The 12,706-nt window shown below is 68.1% G+C and carries 15 protein-coding genes; 13 read left to right on the forward strand and 2 right to left on the reverse strand.

Annotated features, from left to right (window positions below; translation table 11 throughout):
• Positions 1-91: 91 nt before the first annotated feature.
• Positions 92-778, reverse strand: a complete 687-nt coding sequence (locus AB0I98_RS43415) for an RES domain-containing protein (RefSeq protein WP_362951577.1) — start codon at positions 776-778, stop codon at positions 92-94.
• A gap of 195 nt (positions 779-973) precedes the next feature.
• Here AB0I98_RS43415 and AB0I98_RS43420 point away from each other — a divergent pair, with 195 nt between their 5' ends.
• The 10 genes from AB0I98_RS43420 to AB0I98_RS43465 all read left to right on the forward strand — a co-directional run bounded on the left by AB0I98_RS43420 (position 974) and on the right by AB0I98_RS43465 (position 8,226).
• Entirely contained in the window at positions 974-1,339 is a 366-nt protein-coding gene (locus AB0I98_RS43420; RefSeq protein WP_362951579.1) for an XRE family transcriptional regulator, read from the forward strand.
• Positions 1,340-2,008: 669 nt separating this feature from the next.
• On the forward strand, positions 2,009-2,470 hold the full coding sequence (locus AB0I98_RS43425) for a hypothetical protein (protein WP_362951580.1): 462 nt from the start codon (positions 2,009-2,011) through the stop codon (positions 2,468-2,470).
• A gap of 156 nt (positions 2,471-2,626) precedes the next feature.
• A complete protein-coding gene (locus AB0I98_RS43430; protein WP_362951581.1) occupies positions 2,627-3,388 on the forward strand; it encodes a hypothetical protein in 762 nt (253 codons plus the stop codon).
• Between the two features lie 397 nt (positions 3,389-3,785).
• Positions 3,786-3,914, forward strand: coding sequence for a peptidoglycan-binding domain-containing protein (locus AB0I98_RS43435; protein WP_362951629.1), 129 nt, complete (start codon positions 3,786-3,788; stop codon positions 3,912-3,914).
• Between the two features lie 35 nt (positions 3,915-3,949).
• Positions 3,950-4,408: a DUF4333 domain-containing protein gene (locus AB0I98_RS43440; protein ID WP_362951582.1), complete on the forward strand. Its 459-nt coding sequence runs from the start codon at positions 3,950-3,952 to the stop codon at positions 4,406-4,408.
• Positions 4,409-4,643: 235 nt separating this feature from the next.
• Positions 4,644-4,823 carry a hypothetical protein gene (locus tag AB0I98_RS43445; protein ID WP_362951583.1) on the forward strand — a complete coding sequence of 60 codons (180 nt, stop codon included), beginning with the start codon at positions 4,644-4,646 and terminating at the stop codon, positions 4,821-4,823.
• Positions 4,820-5,113, forward strand: coding sequence for a Dabb family protein (locus tag AB0I98_RS43450; protein ID WP_328361584.1), 294 nt, complete (start codon positions 4,820-4,822; stop codon positions 5,111-5,113). The genes AB0I98_RS43445 and AB0I98_RS43450 overlap by 4 nt, the downstream gene beginning before the upstream one ends.
• Positions 5,114-5,318: 205 nt before the next feature.
• Complete coding sequence (locus AB0I98_RS43455; RefSeq protein WP_362951630.1) at positions 5,319-6,191, forward strand: RNA polymerase sigma factor SigF; 873 nt, start codon at positions 5,319-5,321, stop codon at positions 6,189-6,191.
• A gap of 277 nt (positions 6,192-6,468) precedes the next feature.
• Positions 6,469-7,371 (forward strand): RNA polymerase sigma factor SigF, encoded by a 903-nt coding sequence (locus AB0I98_RS43460; protein ID WP_362951584.1) that lies wholly within the window; start codon positions 6,469-6,471, stop codon positions 7,369-7,371.
• 102 nt (positions 7,372-7,473) lie between these two features.
• Positions 7,474-8,226: a hypothetical protein gene (locus tag AB0I98_RS43465; RefSeq protein WP_362951585.1), complete on the forward strand. Its 753-nt coding sequence runs from the start codon at positions 7,474-7,476 to the stop codon at positions 8,224-8,226.
• 25 nt (positions 8,227-8,251) lie between these two features.
• Here AB0I98_RS43465 and AB0I98_RS43470 read toward each other — a convergent pair whose 3' ends face one another.
• The gene (locus tag AB0I98_RS43470) at positions 8,252-8,446 is read right to left on the reverse strand and encodes a hypothetical protein (RefSeq protein ID WP_362951587.1); all 195 of its coding nucleotides are present in this window, start codon (positions 8,444-8,446) and stop codon (positions 8,252-8,254) included.
• Positions 8,447-8,643: 197 nt separating this feature from the next.
• Between AB0I98_RS43470 and AB0I98_RS43475 the strand changes: the two genes are divergently transcribed.
• The 3 genes from AB0I98_RS43475 to AB0I98_RS43485 all read left to right on the forward strand — a co-directional run bounded on the left by AB0I98_RS43475 (position 8,644) and on the right by AB0I98_RS43485 (position 12,596).
• Positions 8,644-9,147, forward strand: a complete 504-nt coding sequence (locus tag AB0I98_RS43475) for a MarR family transcriptional regulator (RefSeq protein WP_362951588.1) — start codon at positions 8,644-8,646, stop codon at positions 9,145-9,147.
• Positions 9,148-9,160: 13 nt separating this feature from the next.
• Positions 9,161-11,668 carry an MFS transporter gene (locus AB0I98_RS43480; protein ID WP_362951589.1) on the forward strand — a complete coding sequence of 836 codons (2,508 nt, stop codon included), beginning with the start codon at positions 9,161-9,163 and terminating at the stop codon, positions 11,666-11,668.
• A 106-nt stretch (positions 11,669-11,774) separates the two neighbouring features.
• Positions 11,775-12,596, forward strand: coding sequence for a YceI family protein (locus AB0I98_RS43485; RefSeq protein WP_362951590.1), 822 nt, complete (start codon positions 11,775-11,777; stop codon positions 12,594-12,596).
• Positions 12,597-12,706 lie beyond the last annotated feature (110 nt).

The raw sequence follows: 12,706 nt of genomic DNA on the forward strand, positions 1-12,706 counted from the left end.
GCTCACATGCACAACCTCGCGCTCGCATCATGACCAGAAGTCCGCAATCACGAGCCCTGACCTGCCCGAACACGGCCTTGTGCAACACCCTTTAGTAGACCAACAGGGACAGGAGATCCGCAGCCGCTTGGAGCTCGGGCATCTCGCGAGGTATCGGATTCTGGATGCCTGGTTCCAGGTAGCAGTCCGCGAACAAACACCAGCATTCCCACTCGGTGTTGATCTTCGACAAGTACCGCATCCCGGCATAGCGGCGGGTTTCCCGTGGGTCGACTTGATCGTGGATCCACTGGGAGATCGTCCGGGTCACTCGGCGATCATCACCTCTAACGGATGAGACGTTCAAACGTTCGACATTGAGAGTTGCGAGTGCCACGGCGAGCTCTTCTGTCAGCACGGCATGGGTCTCGGGATGTTCCACATCGATGAACGGACGGCCGTCGGTCACGGTTGCCAAGGCGGCGACCCTGGCGTGGCGCCAATCGGCCCCCACCACGCCGGCCAGGCGTAGACCTTGTGCGTGAGCGTCCGCGTCGACAGCGGCTCTCACCTTCGCACTGGGGGAGAAATCCTGGAGGACTTCTGCAAAGCAGCAGGTAAGCGACGCTCCGAAGTAGAGGACGCCGTAATCGCCGCGTTGGCTGTCAAAGCGGAACCCCGCTCGCGGGCGCTGCAACTCGTTCGGGTCGCCGACGCGAGGTCTGAAGGGATCCGCTTGGCGGGCGACTCGCCATAGCGACTCTTCAGGTCGCACTTCGCGCAAGCGTGGCTGCGCCATGGTCCACCCCCTTGAGGTGGGTCCTTCATGATCAGCCTAATGGCGTGAGCGTGGAAGTGCGATTTGTCACGATCGAACAACGGGGCGAGGATGGAGGCAAAGACAGGGGCATACTTGGCGGCTAATCAGGGGGCGAAAACCCCCAGCGAGGCGCCACCAGGCTCTTTGTAGCGCGTCGACTGGAAGAAGATCGCTATGAAGCTTGAGGACAAGTACGCCCATGAGCAGGCTATGAAGACTGAGATCGACGCTATCGCCCAGTTCCTTCAAGAGGTACTCGGCCAGAGGCTCACGGCGATCATCGCCGGAGTGAGTGACTGGAAGACAGTCGGGCGGTGGGCCCGCGGCCAGAACAAGCCTCGTCCGGATTCGGACGCGAGGCTTCGCGAGGCTTACCGCATCTTCCATCAGCTTCAGGCGCATGACAGCCCTGATGTGGTGCGGGCCTGGTTCGTGGGCGCCAACCCTCATTTGGACGACGAGTCGCCAGCTGTGGCACTCAGCGAGGATCGGTCCAAGGAAGTGTCGGCCGCGGCACGCGCGTTTGTGGATGCTGGCTGACCGGCTTGCCCTGGCGCGATTCGCCCGGCTTTGGGGGCAGGGTGTTGCTCGATTCCTCGCCCCGCTCCCGGCTGTCCGTGGTCGAGGAATCGGTCCAGTCGCTTAACGCGGCGGCGGTTGGTCCAGCGCGCGGGTCAGCTCGCGGTTGACCCCTCATGCGGCCGCAAGTTCTTCGCCGACGGAGACGTAACTCTCCGTAATCAGATGCGCTCGTTCCCCCGCCACCGGTCGACTGCGATCACGAGACTTCCCTGCCCCGCATGTGCCCGCACTTATCGGCTCTCCATAGCATCCCCCCACCATCGAGTGCAGCTCTCGTTCAGCCGCCGGAGTCGTTCTGCCAGCCGTGAGGCACGTGCCTCACGGGAACCGTCAGAGGTGGATCGAGCAGGATTCAGCAGGATGGAAACAGGGTGATATGTCCCACTCTCAGGAAAAACCGCAGGTGAGAAGGGTCACGTAAGCGGGTTCAAATCCCTCCGCTACCGCTCTCACACCCTCCTGACTGCAGAAACGCAGCCAGGGGGGTGTTTTGCGTAGCCCCATGGTCGCGCCACCAGCCGTTCCATGTGGGGCAAACGACCGGCACACTCCGCGACCGGGCCGGGCTACGGTGCCATCACCGCAGCGCAACCACCCTGTGCAGACAGGGAATTGAGGGGGATTTTCATGAGGCTCAAGCGTGTGGGCCGGTTCGGTACTACCGGCGCGTTGGTCGCCGCGGCGCTTGGCGCGTCGATCGTCTTCACCCCGTCGTCGGCATCCGCAGTAAGCGAATGGAAGTGCTACGGCACCCAGGTCAAGCGCTGCGCCACCGTCTGGTGGGACGAGGCCGCCGACACCTACCGAGCGCGGGCGAAGATCACCGACGTCGCCGGTGGCGGCAGCTACCAGGTCAAGGTCACCAACGTGAAGCTGCTGCGCTTCAACGGCAGTGAGAATGTGACGGTGCGCGCCGCGGCGGACACCGACGGCTGGCATGCCACCGAGGACTGGGCCGGCACCACCGCCGTCAACCCGTGCGACTGGGACCAGAGTTTCAGCGTGGTGGCGACGTTCAGTTGGAGAGGTGCGGCCTCCGGCGAGAAGACCTGGAGTCCCAACACGGGGTGGTCCCATATGTGCGACTGACCCGGCGAGTGGAGACCTCCCAGTACCGTCGCGAATACCACCGCGGCCTGGGACTCGGAGCACACTCCTTGCCTGTTCGCCGCCGGCGACGCCGCTTTCAAGGAGACGACACTGAGAAGAAGCGCCCTGCGGTGGCCGGCATCGATCATCGCGTTCGTGCTGGGCCTGACTTTGTTGACCGGCTGCGCCATCGACAAGGGCACGGCACTCGCCGCGGATTTCGAGGAGTACTGGGCCGACACGCCGGACGTGGCGAAAGTCAGTACCACCAAGAACAACACGCTGCCCTTCAGCGGATCGTCGGACGGCGTGCTGATCCTCAAGGGCGGCACTTCGGCCGACCGCGTGACCGAGCTGGCGGGCGAGATGAGGGAGTACGTCGCCCGTCACGACAACGTCACCGGCCGGATCACGGCGGATGGCATCACCTTCACGGTCGTCGCGGACGAGAGGCGCACCGGAGAGGTCCTGGCGCTGTGGCGGTCTCTGACGGCCGACGACCGGGTGGCGGACGCCGACATCCATGATGCGCCCTGGAAAGAAGCAACCGAGCGCTGGCAGATCGAGGTCACCGCGGTCGATGCCACCGGCGCATTGGCTGTATTCAAGGACATGTACGCCGAGGGCGACCGGCACCGGCCACTCTCTGGCGTGATGGTCCTCAGGGTCAAAGGCGGGCTCTTTGTGGAGACCGACTTCAACGACCGGTTCCCTGCCGAGGCGATCGCCGCGTACGAGGCGGTGCTCGCTCAGTACCCGGTCGTCGGCGCGACTCTGCGACGCGATGCTGTGTCTGGATCGGCGGTCAGCATCGTCGTGGCGGAGAGCGCGGATCGGGACCATGCCTACGAACTCGCCAGGAGCGCGGCGCCGAACCTCGGCGCCGCCATCAAGGTCACCAGCGACAGCGCCGGCTGATCGCCGGCTGGACTGACCAGCGCGGCCGTTCCGTCACCGGCTCGGCGACCGAGCCTGACCGGTTGTGACCGACGGATCAAGATGTCCGCCTGCGGCCTGGCCGACGACGAGGCGCCCGCGTCCGACTCGCGGGTCGAACGACCGGCACACTCAGTGACCGGGCCGGGCTAGCGTGCCGTTGTACGGGGGCCGGCACCGACTTCGGCGGGCGCGCACGATTTCACATTCGCTTTCTCGCTCATGCGCCCGGGCAGTCGGCAATCCGCCCGAAAATCGGAGAGTGGAGCAGAATTGATCAAATTCCGAAGCGGGCGCGCGAAATCGGCTGCGGCCACGGGAGGCCTTCTGGTCGGCCTCCTCGGCGGCGCTCTCGCCGGCGCGCCGTCCGCCGCCGCGGCTGACTCCGCTTGCCACGGACGGGGTCTTCGGAGCCCTCACCGAGTCGGCGCTCATCTCCGTTCAGAGGAAGGTGGGCGTGGCGGCGGACGGCGATTACGGCCGCAATACACGGAAAGACCAGTGCTGAATCTTTGTCTCATCGCTCACAAAAAGGGGGACGGAATGCAGCACACGGCGCGTAAAAAGAGGATCGCGGCCGCGGCGGCGCTGGGCACACTGACGGTGCTTCTCGCCACCGGATGCTCCTTCAGCATTGGCAACGCGGAGAAGAAGAACAAGGCGACGACCAGCGAGAGCGCGGCCCCCGTCGAAGAGCAGCCGACGGCCGAGGAGCAGCCGGTCAGTAGCGCTCCCGCGGACTCCGCGAACACGGGCGTCAGCGAGAACGGGGCCGTCCACAAGGCCCGAGTCGCGCAGACGATCTCCGACAAGCTCACCGCGGACGTCGGCAAGCGTCCCGACAGGGTCACCTGCCCTGAGCACCTCCCGGCCCGGGTCGGCGCCACGATCCGCTGCGAGCTCACCGCCGGCACGGACACCCTCGGTGTCACCGTCACCGCCACCTCGGTCACCGGCAGCAACGTCAATTACAACTTCAAGGTCGACGACAGCGTCGAGTGAGCCCAGAGCCTCCACAGTGAGTCCGTCCCGACCCGGTGGATTCCTGCCAGATCCGCCGGGCCACGTCGTCCATCCTGCGCCGCCGGGCAACGCCGCGCCGCAGGCCAAGGCCCCGGAGTCCACACGCAAGAGTCCGCCACCCGCGGGCCGTTGATCCCTGGGAATGGCGCGAAGGTTACACTCGCCGCCGTCAACAGGGGGCCCTCAGGGCACAACAGGCACAGAGGAGGCCGCGGTGGCGGTGAATTCGAAGAAGGTCGCCGTCTATGTCGTCGTGGTCTTCGTGCTCTACGTGATCATCACGGATCCGTCGAAGGCCGCCGACTATGTCCAGATAGGCTTCGAGGGCATATCGGACGCCGCGAAGGCCCTCGGCGACTTCGCGTCCTGGGTCGCCAACGGAGGAGAGTCATGATCCGCCATCTGGTCCTCTTCAAGCTCAACGAGGGCGTCGAGCGCGACGACCCGCGCGTGGTGAAGGGCGTGGAGATCTTCCGGGCACTCGACGGCAAGATCCCCGAGATCCGCTCCTGGGAGCTGGGCTGGAACTTCAGCGACCGGCCCATCGCGTACGACTTCGCGATCAACTCGGCGTTCGAGGACCGCGCGGCCCTGCGGACGTACGCCACGCACCCGGAGCATCAGGCGGGCGTCGCGCTGTGGGGCGAGTTCGCCACGTGGGTGATTGCGGACTATGAGTTCTGACCATGAGTGCTGAGTCGGTGGTTCGTTTCTGAACCACCGGCTTCGAAGCCCTCCGCCGTTCCGGCGGGGGGCTTTCGTGCGTCTTATGCACCGTTTTGCCGTCAACACGTGGTTATGCGGTGCTTGCATGCAATGCACATGTCTTGTGATGCTATGACAGCTTTTGACGGATGAGACGGATGAGTTGACCGAGGAAGAGGTGGCGTTGACCGTGTCGGCCAGTACTGCGCCGCCCCAGGACGAGGCTCCCGCTCAGGCCGAGACACCGGCTACCGAACCCGAGGCCCAGGACCCGCCCCCCGCCCCCGAGAGACGCCGCGGCGCCGACACCCGGGCGCTCACACAGGTGCTCTTCGGCGAGCTCAAGGAACTGGAGCCGGGCACGCCGGAGCACAACCGGGTGCGCGGGGCGCTCATCGAGGCCAACCTTCCGCTCGTGCGCTACGCGGCCGCCCGCTTCCGCTCCCGCAATGAGCCCATGGAGGACGTCGTCCAGGTCGGCACCATCGGGCTCATCAACGCCATCGACCGCTTCGACCCGGACCGGGGCGTGCAGTTCCCGACCTTCGCGATGCCGACGGTCGTCGGCGAGATCAAGCGGTACTTCCGCGACAACGTCCGCACGGTCCATGTCCCGCGCCGGCTGCACGAGCTGTGGGTGCAGGTCAACAGCGCGACCGAGGATCTGACGACGGCCTTCGGGCGCTCCCCGAGCACCGCCGAGATCGCCGAGCGGCTGCGCATCACGGAGGAGGAAGTGCTGTCCTGCATCGAGGCGGGACGGTCGTACCACGCCACCTCCCTGGAGGCGGCCCAGGAGGGCGACGGCCTGCCCGGGCTCCTGGACCGGCTCGGCTACGAGGACCCGGCGCTGGACGGCGTCGAGCACCGCGACCTCGTCCGGCATCTGCTGGTCCAACTCCCCGAACGCGAACAGCGCATCCTGCTGCTGCGCTACTACAGCAATCTCACCCAGTCGCAAATCAGTGCGGAACTCGGCGTCTCCCAGATGCATGTTTCGCGGCTACTCGCGCGTAGCTTCCAGCGGCTGCGCTCGGCGAACAGGATCGACGCCTAAGCGCACCGAACCGCATAGAGGATCGAGCCGTCACCGTCGCGAGCGAATCGCTCACCAGGGCGGATCCCGACAGTTCTGCGCCGAAAAACCGTCAGACCCCCTTTATCCAGGGCGGATTCGAGTCTCACATGTCGACATGTCACTACAGCGTGTTGCCGACATGTGACATTCTGCGGGAAGCGCGTTTGCCGGGGCTGCGGCTCCGGTATTCAGGTGAAGGCTGGCGTTCCTCGATGGAGCGTTCGCCGCGACCGTCCCGCGACCCAAAGGGGGTGGCATGTCCGCAGACAAGGGCAGCTCGAAGGTGCTCACGCTCACAAAGAGCGACGCAGTGCCCGAGGCGCACGCTGCGCTCGGCCCCATCGACGAGGTGGAGATCGTTCAGGCCCCGCCGGCCCCGGAGATCCCCGCCTCGGAGACCATCGACACCCGCACCCTGTCCCGCTCCCTTTTCCTGCGGCTCGCCGCACTGGACGAGAACAGCCCCGAGCGTGCATACGTCCGGGACACGCTGATCGAGCTCAACCTCCCGCTCGTGCGGTACGCGGCGGCCCGCTTCCGCTCGCGCAACGAGCCGATGGAGGACATCGTCCAGGTCGGCACCATCGGCCTGATCAAGGCGATCGACCGCTTCGACTGCGAACGGGGCGTGGAGTTCCCGACGTTCGCGATGCCGACGGTCGTCGGCGAGATCAAGCGGTTCTTCCGTGACACGTCCTGGTCGGTCCGGGTGCCCAGGCGGCTGCAGGAGCTGCGGCTGGCCCTCACCAAGGCCAGCGACGAGCTGTCCCAGAAGCTGGACCGCTCCCCGACGGTCACCGAACTCGCCGCGGTCCTGGGCGTGTCCGAGGAGGACGTCGTCGACGGCCTCGCCGTCGGCAACGCCTACACGGCCTCCTCCCTCGACTCCCCGGCCCCCGAGGACGACGGCGGCGAGGGCTCCCTCGCGGACCGCCTCGGGTACGAGGACACCGCGCTGGAGGGCGTGGAGTACCGCGAGTCCCTCAAGCCCCTGCTCGCCAAGCTGCCGCCCCGCGAGCGCCGGATCATCATGCTGCGCTTCTTCGCCAACATGACCCAGTCGCAGATCGGCGAGGAGGTCGGCATCTCCCAGATGCACGTCTCCCGGCTGCTGACCAGGACGCTGGCACAGCTGCGCGAGGGCCTCATCTCCGACTGACGACGCCGGGACGCCGGGACGCCGCCGGAGGCTTTCTGACCGACGGCGTCGAAGGCCCGCTTGGGGCTTCCCATTTGACGGGGTGTCAGCCACCATGGCGCGATGCTTCGATCAACGTGGGCGACATGGACACATGGCCGTCGGCACGCCGCGATCGGCGCGTCGGCGGCCGTCGTCTGCCTCGGCGGGCTGCTGGCCGCATGCGGGGCCCAGGGCGGCGGCGACGGGTACGTGGCGACCGGTTCGGCACCTCAGGCACCCGGGAAGGCCGTGCAGCCGACCGGCGGCGTGAGCCTGGTGCCGCTCGACAGCGAGACATCCGGGCCACCCGGGCCATCCTCGAAGGATCCGGCCGACTCGCCGGGCGCGGGCGGAAGTTCGAGCGCCCCCTCGGCCCAGGAAGGGCCTACGGCGGACAGCCCCACCCCCTCCACCCGGACGGAAGCCGAGACGGAGGCCGAGAGCGAGACCGATGGCGCCAAGTCCCCCCGTACCCCTGCGACTTCACCGCCACCATCCAGCGGCAGCAGTCCTACGACATCCCCCGCGCCCGCCGCCCTCACCTGGTCCGAGCCGGAGCGGGAGCCCACGGACAAGCGCTGGTGCGAGAAGGTGACCCTCGACTTCCGCAACTCGGGCGGAACCGCGGTGCGTTCGGGCACGGTGACCTTCGGGACGCACATCATCGGCGCGCTCGGGATCGACTGGGGGACCGTCGAGTCGGCCGAGAAGCTTCCGGTGCCGGTCGGGGCCGGCGCGCGGAAGGAGAAGACCTGGACGGTGTGCGTCGACCAGTGGCGGGTGCCGCTGGGCATGCACATCGAGACGCGGGACGTGGCCGTCCAGTGGAAGTAGTCGGCGCCCCGCCTGTGTGAAGCCCCTACTTCAGCGCGAGCCACGCGACGGCGGCCACTACGGCCACCGCGACGACGACACCGAGGATCAGGCCGATGCGGGGGCCCGAGGAGGCCGCCGCCCGCTGCCGGCCCTGCGGGCCCTCGTCGACGAACGCGCGGAACATCTGGGTGTTGCCTGCGGGGTCGTGGTTGCCCTGGGGGCCCTGGGTGTTAGCCATGTCCCGAGACCCTAGCGAATCGAGGGTGGCCGCCCAAGCGGGGGCTCCGTTCCTCCCACAGAACCTTTGCCACCTGCACATTTACATTCGCAATACTTGCCTTTGCCAAGTTTTTATGCCGCACCTACCCCGATTTGTTTGCCTGTAGCAACCAACACTCTCTATGGTTGCCCTAAGCAACGAACATGGGAGGTGCGATGGCCGAGCAGGCGCAGTACGAGGAGCTGGCACGCCAGTTCAGTGCCTTCGGGGCCGTGAAGCGGGAGATGGGGCGGAATCTGCCGTCCGAGTGTCCCAGCGGCTCCGCCGCCGTACTGACGCTGCTCGGACGCCACGGCGACATGCGGATGAGCAGGCTCGCGGAGCTGCTCGCCGTGGACATGTCGGTGACCAGCCGCCATGTCGCGCACGTCGCCGAGCGCGGCTGGATCGAGCGCTCCCCGGACCCGGCGGACAAGCGCTCCCGCATCCTGCGCCTCACCCCCGCCGGCCAGGCACTGCTCGACGAGCTGTCCCTGCGGACCGCCGAGCTGCTCGCCCACCGCCTGCGCGACTGGTCCGACGACGAGGTCGGCCAGCTCACCCGGCTGATGGCCCGGCTCAGGGACAGCTTCGACGACTGCCGGACCACGTCCCGGCCGCAGGCCCCGCCCGGCCCGCCCGCGCTAGACGAGACCACCCGTACACCCGCAAGCACATAAGAGAAGGAAGCCCATGGCAACGACCACACCAGCCGGTGTGCGGGCTCACGCCAAGCACGGGGGAGGCTCCCAAGGCTCCGCCGACGGCGCTCCGATGACGCACCGGCAGATCATGGAGGCCCTCACGGGCCTGCTGCTCGGCATGTTCGTCGCGATCCTGTCGTCGACGATCGTCTCCAACGCCCTGCCCGACATCATCAAGGACCTGGGCGGCGGCCAGAGTGCCTACACCTGGGTGGTGACCGCGTCGCTGCTGGCGATGACCGCGTCCACCCCGCTGTGGGGCAAGCTCGCCGACCTGTTCTCCAAGAAGCTGCTGATCCAGCTGGCTCTGGTGATCTTCGTGGTGGGCTCGGCGGCGGCCGGTCTGTCGCAGAACCCGGCGATGCTGATCTCCTTCCGCGCCGTCCAGGGCATCGGCATGGGCGGTCTGTCGTCGCTGGCCCAGATCATCCTGGCGGCGATGATCTCCCCGCGTGAGCGCGGCCGCTACAACGGCTACCTCGGCGCCACGTTCGCGACCGCGATGGTCGGCGGCCCGCTGATCGGCGGTGTCATCACGGACACCGACTGGCTGGGCTGGCGCTGGTGCTTCTACGTCGGTGTGCCCTTCGCCGTGATAGCCCTGATCGTGCTGCAGCGGACCCTGCATCTGCCGGTGGTCAAGCGGCGGGCCAAGGTCGACTGGGCCGGCGCCTTCTTCATCACGGCCGCCGTCTGCCTGCTGCTGGTCTGGGTCACCTTCGCCGGTGACAAGTACGACTGGGTGTCCTGGCAGACGTACGCGATGGTCGGCGGCACCCTCGCGCTGCTTGCGCTCTTCATGCTGATCGAGACGAAGGCGACCGAGCCGATCATCCCGCTGCGGCTGTTCCGCAACCGCACGATCACCCTGACCTCGCTCGCCTCGCTGTTCGTCGGTATCGCGATGTTCGCCGGCACGATCTTCTTCAGCCAGTACTTCCAGCTGGCCCGGGACAAGTCGCCGACCATGTCCGGCGTCATGACCATCCCGATGATCGCCGGCCTGTTCGTCTCCTCCACCGTCTCCGGCCGGGTCATCACCCGCACCGGACGCTGGAAGGCATGGCTGCTGGTCGGGGGCGTGCTGGTGACGGCGGGCCTGGGCCTGCTCGGCACGATCCGATACGACACCGAGTACTGGCACGTGGCGATCTTCATGGCCATGCTCGGGCTCGGCGTCGGCATGATGATGCAGAACCTGGTGCTGGCCACGCAGAACCAGGTGGACCCGAGCGATCTCGGCGTCGCCAGCTCGGTGGTGAACTTCTTCCGCTCCCTCGGCGGTGCGGTGGGTGTCTCCGCCCTCGGCGCGGTCCTCAGCCACCGGATCACGCACTACGTCGAGAAGGGCGCCGCCGCCCTCGACCCGCAGTCCGCCGCCTCGCTCGCCGGTTCCTCCTCCACCGGCAGCATCCCGGACATGGACCTGCTGCCCGCCCCGATCCGCACGCTGATGGAGAGCTCCTACGGCCACGGCATCGCGGACGTGTTCCTCTACGCCTCGCCGATCGCGCTGCTGGCCCTGCTGTTCTCGCTGTTCATCAAGGAGGTTCCGCTGAAGACGAAGGGCGCGATGGCGCAGGCGGCGGAGTCCGAGGAGGCTGCACCCGCTCAGGCTCAGTCTCAGTCCGAGGAGAAGGTGCCGAGCTGGGCGGTAGCGGACACCGAGGCCGGTCCCGACGGCACGCAGAGGCTCGCGGCCGTCGCCACGGTGGCGCCTCCTCGGGAGGGTTCCGGCGGCATCCCGGTCCGCGGCCATGTCCGCGGCGCCGAGAGCGCGCCCGTCCCGCAGGCCGCCGTCACGCTGATCTCCCTCGCCGGGCGCCAGCTGGGCCGCTCGGTCGCGCAGGGCGACGGCTCCTACGCGGTGGACGCGCCGGGCGCGGGCTCGTACGTCCTGATCGCCTCCGCCGACGGGTTCCAGCCGCAGGCGTCCACGATCGTGGTGAACGGCGAGCCTGTGTCGTACGACATCCTGCTCAGCGGCACCAGCGGGCTGAACGGTGTCGTGCGGGCAGCGGCGACCACGCTTCCGGTCAAGGACGCGATGGTGATCGTCACCGATGTGCGCGGGGATCTGCTGGCCACCGGGACCACCGGTGAGCAGGGCGAGTTCGCCTTCGGTGAGCTGGTGCCGGGCGCCGTGACTGTCGCGGTGAACGCCGCCGGGTTCCGGCCGCGCGCCTTGCCCGTCGAGGTGGGCGGCACCGGGGTCACCCGGGTCGAGGTCGACCTGGACGCGGGCGCCCAGCTCCAGGGTGTCGTACGGGCTCCGCACGGTCCGCTGGCCGACGCCCGCGTGACGCTGGTCGACGCGGCGGGCAACGTGGTCGGCACGGCCACGACCGGCGCGGACGGGGCGTATGCCTTCACCGACCTCGACAGCGGCGAGTACACCGTCATCGCGACGGGCTACCCGCCGGTCGCGACGGCGCTGACCGTCACCGGTCGTGGAGCCGACGCCCACGACATCGAACTCGCCCACCCGGGCGAGTAGTTCGACCCCGGCCCGTGACGGGCGCGCGCTCTGAGCGGAGGAGCGCGTTCGTCCGGGCCGGTTCGCTCTACAGCCAATGTGCAAGGTTTTGCAGGGAGTTGACGGGATGGGACTGACCGCGAAGATCCGTACGCGGGACGGATGGGCCGTGTCGCACGCGGTCGTCACGGTGACCGACATGACCGGGGCACAGGTGGTGCGGGCCGAGGCGGACGGCGAGGGGGTCGTACGGGACGCGACCGCGCTGACTCCCGGGGCGTACACCGTCATCGTCACGGCCGTCGGCTACGCACCCGCCGCCGCGAGCGCGATCGTCACCGCGAGCGGCCGGGCCGACGTCGGCACGGTGACACTGGCGCGGCAGGGCGGCACCGAGCTGCCGCCGCCCGGGCCGTGGACCATCGACCCGGCGCACTCCAGCGTCGGCGCCGTCGCCCAGCACCTGGGGATCTCCAGCGTGCACGGCCGCTTCACCGAGTTCGCGGGCCTGATCGAGGTCGCCCCCGACGACGTCACCAAGTCCCGCGTGGAGGCGGTGATCCGGGCCGCGTCCGTCGACACGGGGAACGCGATGCGGGACGGCCATCTGAAGTCCGCCGACTTCCTGGACGTGGCGACGTACCCCGAGATCACCTACCGCTCGGCAGGCCTGACAGCGGCGGGTCCGGACCGCTGGACGGTCCACGGCGAGCTGGGCCTGCACGGCGTAGTGCGCCCCGTCGACCTGGACCTCGCCTACCTCGGCACCGGCGCGGACCCCTGGGGCGGCACCCGAGCCGCCTTCCGCGCCACGACCCGACTGCAGCGCGAGGACTTCGCCATGTACTACAACGAGGTGGTCCAGGCGGGCATCGCGGCAATCGGCACGACACTGAAGGTGGAGCTGGACATCCAGGCGGTACAGGGCGAGTCATTGCCGCAGCTGTAAGCGCCCCATAGGGGCGCGGGGCTGTATCGTTTGCGGCTCCGCCGCGTGGGCGCGACCAGCCACGACGCCGCCGCACCCGACAACGAACCCAGCGCGGCACTCCCCTCGGT

This window comes from Streptomyces sp. NPDC050211 (assembly GCF_040656035.1).
GTDB lineage: Bacteria > Actinomycetota > Actinomycetes > Streptomycetales > Streptomycetaceae > Streptomyces.

What these genes read in the sequence shown, in the direction of transcription:
- AB0I98_RS43415 (WP_362951577.1), bottom strand. Translation starts at nt 778, where the DNA reads ATGGCGCAGCCACGCTTGCGCGAAGTGCGACCTGAAGAGTCGCTATGG.
- AB0I98_RS43420 (WP_362951579.1), top strand. Translation starts at nt 974, where the DNA reads ATGAAGCTTGAGGACAAGTACGCCCATGAGCAGGCTATGAAGACTGAG.
- AB0I98_RS43425 (WP_362951580.1), top strand. Translation starts at nt 2,009, where the DNA reads ATGAGGCTCAAGCGTGTGGGCCGGTTCGGTACTACCGGCGCGTTGGTC.
- AB0I98_RS43440 (WP_362951582.1), top strand. Translation starts at nt 3,950, where the DNA reads ATGCAGCACACGGCGCGTAAAAAGAGGATCGCGGCCGCGGCGGCGCTG.
- AB0I98_RS43450 (WP_328361584.1), top strand. Translation starts at nt 4,820, where the DNA reads ATGATCCGCCATCTGGTCCTCTTCAAGCTCAACGAGGGCGTCGAGCGC.
- AB0I98_RS43460 (WP_362951584.1), top strand. Translation starts at nt 6,469, where the DNA reads ATGTCCGCAGACAAGGGCAGCTCGAAGGTGCTCACGCTCACAAAGAGC.
- AB0I98_RS43465 (WP_362951585.1), top strand. Translation starts at nt 7,474, where the DNA reads ATGCTTCGATCAACGTGGGCGACATGGACACATGGCCGTCGGCACGCC.
- AB0I98_RS43470 (WP_362951587.1), bottom strand. Translation starts at nt 8,446, where the DNA reads ATGGCTAACACCCAGGGCCCCCAGGGCAACCACGACCCCGCAGGCAAC.
- AB0I98_RS43475 (WP_362951588.1), top strand. Translation starts at nt 8,644, where the DNA reads ATGGCCGAGCAGGCGCAGTACGAGGAGCTGGCACGCCAGTTCAGTGCC.
- AB0I98_RS43480 (WP_362951589.1), top strand. Translation starts at nt 9,161, where the DNA reads ATGGCAACGACCACACCAGCCGGTGTGCGGGCTCACGCCAAGCACGGG.
- AB0I98_RS43485 (WP_362951590.1), top strand. Translation starts at nt 11,775, where the DNA reads ATGGGACTGACCGCGAAGATCCGTACGCGGGACGGATGGGCCGTGTCG.